We start from the raw sequence: 14,796 nt of genomic DNA on the forward strand, positions 1-14,796 counted from the left end.
CTCCGTTTTGGGAGGCTTTATTTTTAATATGCTTGAATTAAAACTTCTGAAGGAATATGCAATTTTTTGGTTAAGGTTCGGATCATCTCTAAAGATAATTTTCGCTTTCGATTTAAAATTTCACTTGCTCTACTTTTTAATCCGATCATTTCTGCTAAATCATTTTGTGTGTAGCCCATTTGCTCCATTCTAAATTTAATCGCTTCAATTGGATCTGGTAAATCCATAGGAAAATGTTCTTTTTCATATTTTTCAATCAACATTCCCAAAATCTCTAACTCATCACTATCCTCTGATCCAGGAAGTGCATCAAAAATCAACTCTAGTCTTTCTAAAGCAGCTTCGTAATCTTGTTCTGATTTTATAGGTTTCAATTTCATAATTTAAATGGTATTAGCATTAATTTTATCATATTCTGCGTGGGTCCCTATAAAGCGAATCCACATCATTTGATGCCCAAAGTTCATTTTGACAATTAATCGGTAATGATTCCCTTTAATATTAAAACATATTCTATTGTCGTCTAATATACTTGCGCTTGGATATTCGGCCTTTATTTCATTACTATTTTTCCAAGTTGCTTTTTCTGCCTCTTGATACCAAGCCTTTAATTGTTGCTCACTGTCTGCATGTTTTGTCCAAAACACACGTAACGTTTTTATCGCTATTACTCTCAATTAAAATAGTTTATACAAATTTAAAAATTATTTCCCAATTCGGGAACTTTTTTCAAGTATTTTATTGAATTGCTCTCTAAGATGTAATCAACACCTTGTTTAAAATCCAAATTTAAGCTCTGGAATAAGCTCAGAGGCTTCTTTCATTTTACTATCTATGATCTTAGCATAGATTTGTGTAGTTCTAATTTCACGATGTCCCAAACGTTTAGAAACCGTGTAAATATCGGCGCCATTCTCTAGGAGTAGCACCGCATTGGTATGTCTCGCACTATGGAAGGTAATATGCTTGTGAATACCTGCTCTGTTACACCAACGAACAATTTCATTATTGTAAATAGCCGAGTATTTAAGATTAGTGAAAACGAGTTGATTCAGTGATTCTCTTTCCCCTAAGAGTTCTCTTGCCTGTTTGGAGATATAGAGATACTCAACACCTTCCGTTTTCTCCTGTCTATAGATAACTCTACAAACATCATCTTCATCTCTTACTTCAGACCAAACAAGCTTATTAATATCCGACCAGCGAAGACCAGTTAAACAAGAGAATAAAAAAGCTCGTTTAAGCACTTCGTATTTACAATCAGTTTTTACCAGACGTTGTACTTCATTAAAAGTAAGATACTCTCTTTGGCTTTCCGCCTGTTTAAAACTCTTTACTTTTTGAGCATAGTTTATCGTTAGATACCCCTCTTCAAAGGCTAATCGAAGAGCAGCTCTAAATTTATTGAGATAGGAGTATTTTGAGTTTAATGAAAGCGGAAGTTTACTTTTTGTAAGGGCTTTTGTATCAAAGTAATGTCTGACTTTCTTTAAAAATTCATCATCTACTTCATCAAAAGTAAAAGTAGGGGAGATACAGCGTTTTAAATGAAGAAAAGAAGCCGTCCAGTTTCCGTAGTTTTTAGGACTTTCATATTTCTCTTCTGTTTTCTCAAGAAAGAAATCCAGGAAGCAACGTTGTCCTTTGTGCTTATTCTTAATTCCATATTTACCTCTAAGGTTTTCACTTTGTCGAATAGCTAAGATATTCTCAGCCATTTGAAGGGCTTCTTTGTTTTCCTTTCTCTCCTTTGGACTATTAGGAGCGCCATGTAAAAAGAGTTTTAGGTTTTCAAATTCTCTGATATGCCTTTTTTTACCTTCTAAGGAAACTTCAAATCCTTTATAGTATTCAATATGCAGACTAATCTTACCACTTGGTAATTTTCTTTGTTTAAGTGTGATGTTCATAATTTTCTATATTAGGTTAGGGAGACTCATTTTGTACCACATTTGTACCACATAATTTTAAAGTGTGGTACAAATGCGGTACTAAATATAGAAAATAAGGACATCTTATAAAAATATTTAACACATAACTATTTGATTTTCAAAGTATTTCAAATCAAATAAAAGTATTAAAAAGACAGGTTATTTACCGATACAAAAATTAGCAAAAATATTCCCCAGCAGTTCATCATTCGTAACCTGACCCGTAATTTCCCCGAAGAAGTAGAGTGCCTGGCGAATATCGATAGCCATAAGATCCGCGGAGAGATTCGTTTGAAGACCCCATTTCACCTTTTCGATTTCCTCCAGTGCTTTCAGGAGTGAGTCGTAGTGGCGTGTATTCGTTACGATTGTTTCATTATTGCGTAGTGCCCCAGTGTTTACAAAGCCGAGTAGCGTCTGTTTCAGTTCCTCAATGCCTAGGTTAGCCTTGGCTGACATCAACATCAAGTTGTCAATTTTCGATTGAATCAAAGCAATTTGTTCTGAAGAGAGTAAATCTTGCTTGTTACAAACCACGAGAAGCGGTTTAAGCGGATATTTATTCTTTAATTTCTCCAGTTCGATATTGATCTGTTCGATCGATTGGTTTGTTAACTGTCCTCCGTCAATCAAGTAGATCACCACTTGAGCCGCTTCAATTTTCTCGAAAGTCTTTTGAATACCGATGCTTTCCACGACATCTTTCGTTTCGCGGATTCCAGCCGTATCAATGAATCGGAAACCGATTCCGTCGATGACCAATTCATCCTCAATCGTATCACGCGTAGTTCCTGCGATATCCGAGACTATCGCACGTTCCTCATTTAGAAGAGCATTTAATAAAGTCGATTTACCCACATTAGGTTCCCCTACAATTGCAACCGGAATACCATTCTTGATTACATTTCCAACCGCGAAAGAGTCGATTAAGCGTTTCAGAACAAATTCGATGCGATCAATCAGCGCTTTAAATTGCGTGCGATCAGCGAATTCCACATCCTCCTCAGAGAAGTCCAATTCCAATTCAATCAGCGAAGCAAAATTGAGCAGTTGTTCCCGTAATAAAGCGATTTCATTCGAGAAACCACCTCGCATTTGCTGCATGGCAATTTGGTGACTAGCCTCATTATCCGAAGCAATTAAATCCGCCACCGCTTCCGCTTGAGATAGATCTAATTTACCATTCAAGAACGCACGCATGGTAAACTCACCAGGTTGCGCCATTTTAGCCCCTTTTCGAAGGCAGAGCTGAATGATTTGCTGTTGGATGAAGGTTGAGCCGTGGCACGAAATTTCAATCGTATCCTCACCCGTATAAGAATGCGGGTTTTTAAATACAGAAATCAAGACCTGATCCAGTACACGTTCCCCATCCACAATATGACCAAGGTGAAGCGTATGCGTTTTTTGTTTCGTTAAATCTTTGTTTTTGATCGATTTAAAGATGCTGTTAACTAATGTAATAGCGTCTTTTCCCGATACCCGTATGATGGCAATGGCACCCGCACCCGAAGGAGTAGCTAAAGCGACAATAGTATCTTGTAATATCATGGTTTACATCTATAATAAGGTACAAAGATAATACTTATTGAGCAATCTCAGTGTGGAAGATTCCAAGGTTAAATTGCGTGAATTCTCCTTATATTTGAGTTAAAATAAAAGGCCTATGAAAGCTATTGTGTTCATTTTAATTTGTTTAAGTAGTGTGGCAATACATGCTCAATCCTATCGAATGACTGAACAAGAAAAAGAAAAGGCAACGCAAATATCCTCAAAAGGAGTCGTGTTCTTATTGAAGATAGAGAACGTATTGGATCAGAATAACATCAAACTGAAACAGGGCGATTTGAATATTCAGAATCCTGCAGTAGGCGAAATGATTAAACAAGGATTTAAAAACAATGCTACGGGAACAAAAACACAAGTAGCCCAAATAGTCTGTTTAGCATGTTATGAAGAAGAGTGGAAAAATCAAAGAATCGAATTGCAGTTGATTCAATCCAACCAAAACTACAGCCGCGACAGCCTCTATCAAAGGGTACAAAAGCTCCACGAAACGTACCAAGTAGCTTTAGACAAGACAAGAGTCACCCCACAGTCGAAAGGTAAACAAGTGACAAGCAGTGAAAGCGAATCGGATGGAAGTTATGCTATGCTTGAACGACAGCTTCATGGGATGTCCAGTAACGAAGACTTTACCTTGTTTAGAAATTTGGATTACAATTTTGTCGTTTCTCGTTTTAGCGTTTATTTACAGCTGACGAAAGGAATGGCGTACTTGGGACAAGAGAAAAAAGGAAATCAAATTATTGATAAATATACACCTGGTATCTCCATTAAAAAAGACGAGTACCTCTATGTGACTTATACCGTGGAAGAACATCCAGATCGTAGGGGAGCATTTGGAGAAGGACTCACAGAAATTCTAGCAGTTGAAATTACAGGAGATCCGCTATTAGTGGTGCAATTATTTACTTCGTATTGGAAGCGAGTGGAGCTAGATACAACCCTACTACGCGAATCGGGTTTCATTACCTCATTGGACAAAATGAATGATCACATTGAATTAAGAGCAGTGGCTCCGAATGCCTATAAAATTGTTATTACCAAGGGAAGTATGACAGTAAACTATGAGAAAACTTTTGGCATCCATCCCAAAATAACTTCACTCAAGGAAAAAGAATAAAAAGGAGAATACCTAGGAAGTAGAAAATAAAAATTAAAAGACATTTTCACAAAATCCTTACATAATTTTTTCCTTTTCAAGTCTTATTTTTTTATTTAAAAGTAGTGTAAATACTGTGATTTTTTGATGTTCGGAAACGAAAAAGTTAAGCTTAATTTCTTATCTTTATAGAAATCAAAATTAACACTACTATGAAAAAAATACTTTTTCCAACGGACTTTTCAGAGACAGCAAATAACGCTTTAATATACGCGCTAAAAATGGCAGATAGTCAAAAAGCAACCCTTTTTGTACTACATGCTTATGAGATGCCTGTAATTTCTGCAACAGCTAATCCTGTGATGGTCCAAGACGTATATAAATCTATCGAATTAAGCAATTTCGAAAATTTTAAAGATCAAGTGCCTTTCATTCGCGATATCGCCAAAGAAAATAACTTAGATCACGTGCCAATGCATTTTATTCTTGAAGAAGGTTTCTTGAATACCATTTTGAAGAAAAGAGTAGAAGAAGAAGAGATCGACTTAGTAGTAATGGGAACCAATGGGAATTCAGGATGGGACAGAAAACTGTTGGGTTCTAATACAGTGAATGCAATTAACTCCTTAAAAGCTCCTGTATTAAGCGTACCACACGATGCAGTTTTCAACGGAATCAATTCTATTGCATTCTCAACTTTATTTGCTGCAAGCGATAAAATTGTATTAGACAAATTGGTAAAGATTGCCAAAGGATACGATGCTACTATCAAGTGTATTCATGTAATTGAAGATGTGGAGAAAGTAAATCGCGAAGTAGTAGAAAGTTGGTTAGAATATTACGATGGAAATCCAATTACCTTCACCTTAGTAGAAGGAAAAGACGTAGAAAAAGAAATCTTTACGTTCTTGGATAAAGAAAATATTGATTTACTTGTTTCAGTGAAGCGCAATAGAAGTTTCTTAGAAAAACTGTTCACTTCCAGTATGACAAAAAAATTAAGCTATCATACCCATGTGCCAATCATAGCATTCCATGAGGAATAGAAATAAAAAAGTCGTAAAGTATCATTACTTTACGACTTTTTTTATTGGTTACTTTGCTGTAAAATAGCTTAGTCAACTTTATTTTTATTGATTTCATCTTGCAGTTGTCTTCTGATTTTCTGCTCTCGTTCCAAAGAAGATTTGCGAAATTCTTCCAATTCCTCATCCGTTTCTTTTAATTTGAGCAGCGCATCTTTCGTATCCACATGACATCTTTTAAAGCGGTAGTAGAATAACGCAACCAAGACAAACATAAAAGCAAATAATGCCAGAATAATGGTTTGAATGGTGTTTTTGTTTGCAGCAATACCTAAAAACTCAAAGTGCTCTTCCTTGGCTAAAGAAGTTTTCAATTCCTGTTCTGCAGAAGCAAGCTTTTGCGTCGCCGTTTCTAAATCTTGTTTATGTTGATTAATAAGCGCTTGATTAGCGGTTACTGTGCTTTTATATTGACGAAGAGAATCCTCCACATTATGTTGTAAATCCAACAGACTTTGCTTATCAACAATTTTAAAATTTTGATAATTTGATGAGGTATTAAATAAGGTAGAGAATTGATTTGTAATGGTTTTAACGTTGCCTTGTGCAAAAACTGTACTTGTCAATGCTAGGGTGGCAATCAGTAAAATACGTTTTATTCTTTTCATTGAGTCGCTTTTTTGTATTACAATTTTATAAAGGCCTAAGATAAGTCATTTATTTTTATAAAAAAGCCTTGCGAAAGGTATTTTTTAAGAAAAATTTATTTTTATTTTTAGAACAATTGTGAAAAAATATAGTTTTAATATAAGAAATGCGAATTTTTATTTGAGTCATTGATGAATTGTGGAAAATTAAAAGTCATTTTATACCATTTTGAATTTTATAGCGTTAGCTTAGATGTAAAATTGAGAACAAATGATAGAAAATCTTTTTTCTAACATCCACCGCATGTTTCTATGCTTGAGTATTTTCTTTTTAGGATCGACCATTCTTTCGGCTCAATCCTTGAATCAAGATGAGCTGACAGCAGTTAAAATGTGGTTAGATGAAGATGGTGATACAAGTTTGTATATTAAGGTAAGTGCTGCGTGTAACAATTATGATGGTAAAAGAGCCTTTGATTATATTGGTTTACCTTCCGCTATTACGTTAAAATTGAAGAACGATTTAGGTGAAGCAAACTTTGTGTATGAACATCCACGGTATGAATCTTCCATGCTCATGTTTTACAGTGAAGCCGTATGGTTCAAAACGTACGATTGGAAACAAGCGGTTTTTATTCCCCTTTTTTATTGCAGTCAAAGGCATGGAGCAACTATGCCGTTGTCTTATCTTATTTTATACGACCAGCACATGCAGGTGGTTCACCTTTCATTTCAATGTAAACCAGAAGTATGGGGAAGCTGTACGCCTGTATTTAAAAAACGCAACATTAAAAGTCAACTGAGACAACTTCCAGATGAACTTCAGGCTGATTTTACTCGCTATATTGAAAAAACGTATACCACTCGAGAGGACCTATATCCCAATCACATGACGTTTAAACAAAAGAAATACAAAGATTGGAATCTTGAATCTGTGGTTTCCATTGTAGAAGCGAGTTACCCGCATGAATTATTGCGCCGTTTACACACTTTTATTGAAGATCAAAAATGGCCATTGGCAGAGGCGTATCTCAACGAATTTGAATACCTCTATATCCAAGAAGAGGGAGTGGTAGTCATTGCTGGATTCCGTACAAGTAAACAAACATTTCAAGAGGAAATGCAGCGTTATGTAAACCAAAATGCAACAGAGGAAGAGAAACTCCTGAGACAAGCGAGTCGTTATGTAGAAGATGGAGATTTTCAGCGGGGATATCAATTGTATAAAGCAATTTTAGAAGAATTCAAATCTCAATAGTGTTACAAATCAGCTAAAAGACTTACCTTTTTAGCTCAACTAAAAAATAGAATATGAAAAAGGCAATACAGGATTTATATCCAGAAAACTTAGCCCATTGTTATGGATGCGGAAAATTAAACCCAGCGGGGCATCAATTGAAAACGTATGTAGAAGGAAAGGATGAAACAATCGCTCATTTTACACCGCAGCCTCAATTTACAGCCTTACCTGAAAGTGTATATGGCGGTTTGATTGCTTCCTTGCTGGATTGCCACGGAACAGGATCAGCAGCCGCTTTTATTAGTTTGGCAGAAAACCAACCGTTGGAAGAACCTATTTCAGTGCGTTGTGTGACGGCTTCACTCAAAGTGGATTTTAAAGCGATGACGCCTATGGGAGTTCCCTTGGTTTTGAAAGGGAAGTTGAGAAGTATCGAAGGCAGAAAGGTATGGGTAGATATGACGTTGACAGCCAATAATACGCTTTGTGCTACAGGCGAAATTTTAGCTATTCGATTAAAAGAAGAGTAGAAATAGAAAGCGAGCTATCGGTTAAGATAGCTCGCTTTTTCAACTATGGATATCTACTACTATTTAGTAGGAAGTGTTCGGGTTAACCAACCTCTTCGATTAGCCGTAGCAATGGCATAAGGCGTAATCCAGAAGAGTGTAAAGGTGTAAAAAATACTATATGTATAAGCCCAAAATGAATCCTTTAGGTTGTACTTCTTCGCGTAAAACAGTACTTGAATAGACGAGAAGATTAAGATCCCAGCCAAAGCACTACTGATAAACATAATCGGATAGCTAAGGATTAGGTACAACATCAAAAGCATCATAGGATAAGCTAAAATTACTTTCAACCATTGATTCAAGAGTAAAATACGAGGTCCAACAGTAGAGCCTGCTCTAAACTTTTTGAAGGCAAATTTACTCATCATGATATTCTCCCTCACATTACTGCGTTCCCAACGGATAAACATCTTGTATAAACCTTTGAAACTATTAGGGGTGTCAGTCAAGACATAAGCATTCTTTTGAAATAACACGTGGTATCCTTGTTTTAGAATCATATTCGTCATCGCGCGATCTTCTCCAATATCGGAAGGATTTCCCATAAACGTTTGGTTAATCCATTGTTCTAAACAATTCATAACAGCTTCTCTACGGTAAGCTGCTAGTGCTCCAGGTGTACATAATACACTGTTTAATGCACTTTGAGCCGATCGAATAAATTCAAAACTAAAGACAAAACTAACATTCAACATTTTTGGAATAATTCCATCTTCTGTGTTTAGTACTAATACGTTACCTCCAACAGCTCCACATAGTTCATTATGGGCAAATGGACTCACTAATTGTCTTAAGGTATCTTGTCTTACAATCGAATCACTATCAACTGTTACAAATACTTCACCTTGTCCCAATTTAAACCCGCGATATAAGGCATGTCTTTTCCCCATATTACGCGGTTGTTGATAAATTTCAACACGAGATCCTAATACGGCTTTCGCTTTTTGCATCCAAACCCAAGTATCATCTTTACTACCATCGTCAAAAGAAATAATCTCTAGTTTCTCTGCAGGATAGTCACTCTGAGCCAAGCTCAATAAGGTATCGTAAACCAAACGCCCTTCATTATAGGCTGGAACAAGCACTGTACAAGTTGGTAATTCACTATCTCCAACTGGTGCAACTGGTTTATATCTGAAATATTGATAAAATATATAACACAAGAACAATACCTGTACCGCTAAAAGTGCCATACTAAGTCCAAAGAATAATTGTCCTCCCCAACCTTCTAATCGCTTCAATTGCATGCGTTCAAAGTAAGGGTGAAAGTGATAAAGTATAACAACACTACTGAATAATAGGACAAAAGTTAGCGCTAACACGAAATAATCCGTTAGACTAAAGCGTTTCTGCTTATTCGAGTTTTGCGAAGTATCAAGAGATGAATACGCAAGCTGGGGGACTTTGTTTGTTTTCATATGTGTTTCAATTAGTGGAATAGATTGTGTCTTGGTCATCCTCCAGATTGGAGTAAAAAACAAGAAACTTGAGGAGATATGAATCTCTTGCGTTATCTAGTGCAAGATGCGTGCCATTCGATTTTACTGGGGTTTTACGGTGTTTTTGGTCGAATCACTTCCCCATATTGTTGAATTGGACAACACATTGTTTAGATTGAGTCCAAAAAAAAGATAAACCAAATGTTGAAATAAATACTGTTTTACAACGATAGATGGTCAAGTGAAAAATGCATAAAATGAGAATTTGATGGTTGCTGCTTCAAGTAGAGGAAGCAATGAAGAGGTATTAATGATTGATTTGCAGGCATGCTAGTATTGTTTGCTTGCGAGATTGAAATTTTACAAACTAGACGTGTAAAAATCTGTTATCTTTGAAAGATAACTTTTTATAATAAATAGAATGAAAATACTAGTAACAGGTGGGCTAGGATTTATAGGATCTCATACAGTTGTTGCATTACAGCAAAAAGGCTATGAGGTAGTCATTATTGATGATTTATCCAATGCAACTGTAGAGGTTGTAGATGGAATTAAAAATATCACAGGACATGCACCACTATTTGAAAAAATAGATTTGCGTGATAAATCAAGTGTTTTTCAATTTTTTGATACACATCATGATATTGAGGGAGTCATTCACTTTGCAGCATCGAAAGCGGTAGGAGAGAGTATGAAAGAGCCTTTAGCGTATTATGAAAATAATTTCTTCTCTTTAATTAACGTGCTATCGGCCATGAAACAGAAAGGGTTGGATAAAATAATATTTAGCTCTTCTTGTACTGTCTATGGACAAGGGGAGGTAATGCCGATTACAGAAGAAGAATCGATTAAAATAGCACTTTCTCCTTATGGAAATACCAAACAAGTAGGAGAGGAGATTATCGTAGACTTAGCCAAAGTTTATCCTTTACAGGCAGTTTTATTGCGTTATTTCAATCCCATTGGAGCACACGAATCGGGATTCATCGGTGAATCTCCAGTAGGTGTACCGTATAATCTGATTCCTTATATTACACAGACTGCAGTGGGGATTCGTCCTTATTTGTCTATTTATGGTGATGATTATGATACTGCTGACGGAACGTGTGTACGTGACTATATTCATGTAGTTGACTTGGCAGATGCTCATGTACGTGCCATGGAGTATTTATTAAAAAAGGAAAATACAGCACAAGTAGAAGCTTTTAATGTAGGGAATGGTCAGGGATATTCTGTCCTTGAACTTGTACATTCTTTTGAACGCGTGAGTGGAATCAAAATTAATTATAAGATTGTAGAACGCCGTCCTGGTGATATAGACAAAGCATGGGCAAATACGGATAAAATTGAACGTGTATTAGGTTGGAAGCCGACAAAAACCTTAGATGAGATGTTAGCTAGTGCTTGGAACTGGGAACGAAAATCGAGAAATTACTAAACTAAAATTGAAAGTAAACCAATGAAAAATATTAGTATCGAAGTAAAGTGGGGCGTTATTTTTTCTATTGTGGGATTGCTGTGGATGATCCTCGAAAAAGTTAGTGGATTACACGACCAATATATTGATTATCACTTATACCTAACAAACTTATTTGCTATTCCAGCGATTGTAATTATGGTTCTTGCCTTAAAAGATAAGAAAAAAAACTTCTATGATGGGGATATGAACTATGGTGAAGGAATGTTGTCGGGAGTGGTACTTTCTTTAGTTATTTCGATACTAAGTCCTTTGACACAGTGGATTACAAGCTATGTCATTACACCAGATTTTTTCCCAACTGTCATTAAACGATCAGTTGAATTAGGCTTCTATGCGAATGAAACGGATGCAGCTAGTTATTTTAACTATGGAAATTATGCCAGACAAGGATTTTTAATGTCTTTGATGATGGGTGTAATTACAACTGCTATTGTAATGATTTTTATTAAAACAAGAACACCTAAAAACTAAGGTGAAATTGAAGCTAAAATAAAAATGAAATTTAGGTTTTTTAAAAACAAAGTAATATTTAGTTTAAATAATTGTTAAATTTGTTTTTTTAAAATAAGTTTGCAACCGATTTCCCAAAACCAGTAGAGGAGTATTTACTTTTTTAGTTATATAAAGTAAAAGTCCAATACCTGATAATCGATTTGCACTACCTTATGACCTGGACAAAAAAAAGAAAAGAACTGTATCTTTTCATCGGCTTATTTTTATTAGTTTTCTTACCTAATATTTTATACTTTATCCACTATACGATGTTGGAGTTTAGGCTCTTCTTAAACAACGTAGTGTTATTGTGTATCATTCTCGCTTGTTGGAACATACCGAAAATAGGAAAATATTTAGGAGCCTTGTTGTTGGCGTTATTTGTAGGAAATAATGGCTTAACGATTATGAGCTTTTTGCTATACAAAGAATCCTTTAATGTAGCCTTAGCCTATAATTTCTTAACGACGAATAAGGCCGAAGCGTTAGAAGCATTACTAACATTCAAATTGACAATTGTACTATTATTCTTGTATTATGCTGCGCTGTTGTATGGAATGTATCGATTGGGCCAGTATAAAATAAAAACGAAATATGTACTTCTTTTAGCTGTGGTTTTACTGATTTACCCAATCGGATTTAAATCGTATAGCTTTTATCAAAAAGATAAAATATTGACGGGTGAATCCATGGGATGGATGGCAAAATACAATATGTTAACCAATACTCCGCTGTATAATATCGCTACTTTTTATGAAGCCAATCGTTTTATTAAGGAATTGGCTGAGATTAAAAAACAACACATGGTATATCCTTCTTTTACAGTTGAAGATACAGATTTAGAGACAATTGTTGTTGTTCTTGGAGAGTCAGCGCGTAAAGATGCACTAGGAATTTATGGTTCCTCACTTGAAACAACACCTTTATTGAAGAAACGATTAGCTAATGTATTGATTTACGATCAAGCAGTAGCACCAAGTTCATTTACAAATACGGCATTAACCTTCATGTTATCAAAAGGAGTTCCGGTGGAAAAGAAGGATTTTAAACTGGAGGCTCTGAATGATAATATTATCGGCCTCGCAAATAGTACAAAGCAATGGGAAACGTATTGGTTGTCTAATCAGGATGAAATAGGAATCTATGAAAACTTATATAGTATTATAACGAAAGACGCAAAACACAAGCAACACATCAAAGAGAAATCTCATGATGAGGTTGTACTTCCGATGCTAGAACAAATACTACAAGATTCAAGTAAAAAACGATTGGTGTTTATTCACCTGAAAGGAAGTCATATGAAGGTAAGTGAACGATACCCTGAAACCTTTGAGTATTTTAAAGGAGACGATCGCCCACTAATTAATGCTTATTACAATAGTATCCTCTATACTGATTATGTATTAGATCAAATTATTAAAAAGGTTGATCACCAAAAAAGTATCGTATTATATGTCTCTGATCATGGTCAAACACAACGAAAAGATAAATTCGTTCATGGTTTTACTAAAAAAGGATTGGAGGTACCTTTCGTAATTTGGCATAGTGATTTGGTGAATCAACAATATAAAGTAGTAGGTCGTGATCAAACACCTATCTCCACGACAAACCTATATACAATTATTAGCGATTTAATAGGAGTGAAAGGATTGGAACGCAAAGATCCTAATACAGCCTTAAAAGTACTCTCTCCTAGTTTTAATGTCGCTCGATATGAAGACGTAGAAAGTGATGAATAATTTGTTTTTTTAGGAGAATTTAATGTGAATACTATTTGTGTTTTTATTTTAGAGGCTATTTATTGATTTTTTTTTCACAAAAGCCAATAAAGTTGTATCTTTAAAAGAAAAGATAAACATATGAGTAGTATTATTTTAAATCGCATCAAGCAAAATGTGAAACATTGGTATCTTCCCGTAATTCTAGGAATCGTATTTATTATTGCTGGAATATTCATCATGATGACACCAGTTGCATCGTATTTATCATTAGCCTTATTGTTTAGTTGGCTTTTCTTCTTTTCGGGAATTGCAGAGATCGCCTTTGCATTAAGTAATAGGAAACAATTGGATGGCTGGGGATGGATTCTCTTTTCCGGAATTGTCGATGTAGTGTTAGGTTTGATTCTATTGAGTAAGCCTGCTATTACCTTACAGGTTTTACCAATTTACGTTGGATGTGTTTTATTATTCCGTTCTGTGCGTAGTTTGAGTATGGCTGTAGAATTAAATAATTATGGTGTAAAGGGGATTTCCTCTATGGTACTCTTCGGAATTTTAGGTTTACTATTTGCTATTTTCATGATGACAAATCTAGAAGCTGGTGCATTTACTATTGTGTATTGGACCGCCTTTTCTATTATGACCTTAGGCTTATTTAGTATCCTATATGGTATGAAACTTAAAAAGCTGAAGAATAGAGGAGCGAAAATCAGTGATGAACTAACCAAGAAATGGGAAGCCGTTCACGAAGAAATTCGAAAAGCAATGGATAAAGAATAACAAGATAAAAAAATAAAAAGAGGATCTAGTATTACAATAGATCCTCTTTTTTTATTTTACTTTGTCGTAGGCATCAAAAATTAATTCCTGAATCATATCTGAGATGCGTTGCTTACCGTCCTCTGTATTGATATCAATTCCACAGAATTTACTACCATTATTTTTAGCGTGTAAAGTCAAATAATAAATACCACTGATGACGATAGCAAACCGCGCGCGAACGTCTACATCGGAGTGCTCGAAATAAGGAATTGTTTTAGAGAATAATTCCTCTCCAATCTCTTCTCGTTTATCTGCTATTTTGCGCAAGATTTCATTACTTTCTCCTACTTCCCAGTGAATAATACGCTGAAGGGCACGATTGGTCAATAAGGTCTCAAATTGATTTTGAAGGAGCTGATTGATGTGGTCCTGCGTTAATTTTTCTGGATCTTGTAATAGATCGTCAATACCAGATTTCGCAGTACTTTTAAAGAAGTCTTTCTGATTGATGTACTCTTCTACTAAATTGTCAATTCCTCCAAAATAGGTCCATACTAATTTCTTATCCACACCTGCGGCTTTAGCAATATTCGGTGCAGTAAGTCCTGTATATCCCTTTTTTTGTAATACTTTACCTACCGCCGCAATCATCTTGTTCATGGTGCGGGCTTTATCGCGTATAGGTCCAGAAGATACTTTTCTGACTTTGACTGGTTCAGCGGCTTGATCCGTGTCTTCTATTGTTGTTTTTTTGTTCTTCTTCATGTTCAATAAATTAAGGGGAGAATCAACGCAGGTTAATTCTTAAATACTATAATCGTT

Annotated in this window: 15 protein-coding genes; 8 read left to right on the forward strand and 7 right to left on the reverse strand. The window is 35.4% G+C overall.

Annotated features, from left to right (window positions below; genetic code table 11):
- Window positions 1–23: 23 nt before the first annotated feature.
- From ACUTSE_RS14735 to mnmE, 4 genes are all read right to left on the reverse strand, one after another.
- Complete coding sequence (locus ACUTSE_RS14735) at window positions 24–380, reverse strand: helix-turn-helix domain-containing protein (RefSeq protein WP_286442513.1); 357 nt, start codon at window positions 378–380, stop codon at window positions 24–26.
- A gap of 3 nt (window positions 381–383) precedes the next feature.
- Entirely contained in the window at window positions 384–677 is a 294-nt protein-coding gene (locus tag ACUTSE_RS14740; protein WP_286442514.1) for a type II toxin-antitoxin system HigB family toxin, read from the reverse strand.
- 99 nt (window positions 678–776) lie between these two features.
- Complete coding sequence (locus tag ACUTSE_RS14745) at window positions 777–1,910, reverse strand: site-specific integrase (RefSeq protein ID WP_286442515.1); 1,134 nt, start codon at window positions 1,908–1,910, stop codon at window positions 777–779.
- Window positions 1,911–2,090: 180 nt separating this feature from the next.
- Window positions 2,091–3,482, reverse strand: a complete 1,392-nt coding sequence (mnmE, locus tag ACUTSE_RS14750) for a tRNA uridine-5-carboxymethylaminomethyl(34) synthesis GTPase MnmE (RefSeq protein ID WP_445640789.1) — start codon at window positions 3,480–3,482, stop codon at window positions 2,091–2,093.
- A 115-nt stretch (window positions 3,483–3,597) separates the two neighbouring features.
- Between mnmE and ACUTSE_RS14755 the strand changes: the two genes are divergently transcribed.
- Complete coding sequence (locus ACUTSE_RS14755; protein WP_445640790.1) at window positions 3,598–4,617, forward strand: hypothetical protein; 1,020 nt, start codon at window positions 3,598–3,600, stop codon at window positions 4,615–4,617.
- A 191-nt stretch (window positions 4,618–4,808) separates the two neighbouring features.
- Window positions 4,809–5,642 (forward strand): universal stress protein, encoded by an 834-nt coding sequence (locus ACUTSE_RS14760; RefSeq protein ID WP_115090025.1) that lies wholly within the window; start codon window positions 4,809–4,811, stop codon window positions 5,640–5,642.
- A gap of 68 nt (window positions 5,643–5,710) precedes the next feature.
- Here ACUTSE_RS14760 and ACUTSE_RS14765 read toward each other — a convergent pair whose 3' ends face one another.
- Window positions 5,711–6,289 (reverse strand): hypothetical protein, encoded by a 579-nt coding sequence (locus ACUTSE_RS14765; RefSeq protein WP_445640791.1) that lies wholly within the window; start codon window positions 6,287–6,289, stop codon window positions 5,711–5,713.
- A gap of 250 nt (window positions 6,290–6,539) precedes the next feature.
- Between ACUTSE_RS14765 and ACUTSE_RS14770 the strand changes: the two genes are divergently transcribed.
- Together ACUTSE_RS14770 and ACUTSE_RS14775 are read left to right on the forward strand one after the other, a co-directional pair.
- Window positions 6,540–7,526 (forward strand): hypothetical protein, encoded by a 987-nt coding sequence (locus ACUTSE_RS14770; protein ID WP_445640792.1) that lies wholly within the window; start codon window positions 6,540–6,542, stop codon window positions 7,524–7,526.
- 53 nt (window positions 7,527–7,579) lie between these two features.
- The gene (locus tag ACUTSE_RS14775) at window positions 7,580–8,038 is read left to right on the forward strand and encodes a PaaI family thioesterase (RefSeq protein ID WP_445640793.1); all 459 of its coding nucleotides are present in this window, start codon (window positions 7,580–7,582) and stop codon (window positions 8,036–8,038) included.
- A 59-nt stretch (window positions 8,039–8,097) separates the two neighbouring features.
- Here ACUTSE_RS14775 and ACUTSE_RS14780 read toward each other — a convergent pair whose 3' ends face one another.
- Window positions 8,098–9,498, reverse strand: a complete 1,401-nt coding sequence (locus ACUTSE_RS14780) for a glycosyltransferase (protein WP_445640794.1) — start codon at window positions 9,496–9,498, stop codon at window positions 8,098–8,100.
- 442 nt (window positions 9,499–9,940) lie between these two features.
- On the opposite strand from ACUTSE_RS14780, the gene galE reads away from it, so the two are divergent.
- The 4 genes from galE to ACUTSE_RS14800 all read left to right on the forward strand — a co-directional run bounded on the left by galE (window position 9,941) and on the right by ACUTSE_RS14800 (window position 13,992).
- Window positions 9,941–10,957: a UDP-glucose 4-epimerase GalE gene (galE, locus tag ACUTSE_RS14785; protein ID WP_445640795.1), complete on the forward strand. Its 1,017-nt coding sequence runs from the start codon at window positions 9,941–9,943 to the stop codon at window positions 10,955–10,957.
- Between the two features lie 21 nt (window positions 10,958–10,978).
- Window positions 10,979–11,470 carry a DUF4199 domain-containing protein gene (locus ACUTSE_RS14790; protein ID WP_445640796.1) on the forward strand — a complete coding sequence of 164 codons (492 nt, stop codon included), beginning with the start codon at window positions 10,979–10,981 and terminating at the stop codon, window positions 11,468–11,470.
- 194 nt (window positions 11,471–11,664) lie between these two features.
- Window positions 11,665–13,230: a phosphoethanolamine transferase gene (locus tag ACUTSE_RS14795; RefSeq protein WP_445640797.1), complete on the forward strand. Its 1,566-nt coding sequence runs from the start codon at window positions 11,665–11,667 to the stop codon at window positions 13,228–13,230.
- A gap of 120 nt (window positions 13,231–13,350) precedes the next feature.
- Window positions 13,351–13,992 carry an HdeD family acid-resistance protein gene (locus ACUTSE_RS14800; protein WP_445640798.1) on the forward strand — a complete coding sequence of 214 codons (642 nt, stop codon included), beginning with the start codon at window positions 13,351–13,353 and terminating at the stop codon, window positions 13,990–13,992.
- 51 nt (window positions 13,993–14,043) lie between these two features.
- Here ACUTSE_RS14800 and ACUTSE_RS14805 read toward each other — a convergent pair whose 3' ends face one another.
- Window positions 14,044–14,739, reverse strand: a complete 696-nt coding sequence (locus ACUTSE_RS14805; protein WP_445640799.1) for a TetR/AcrR family transcriptional regulator — start codon at window positions 14,737–14,739, stop codon at window positions 14,044–14,046.
- Window positions 14,740–14,796 lie beyond the last annotated feature (57 nt).

Source organism: Myroides sp. TSA_177.3 (genome assembly GCF_052691955.1).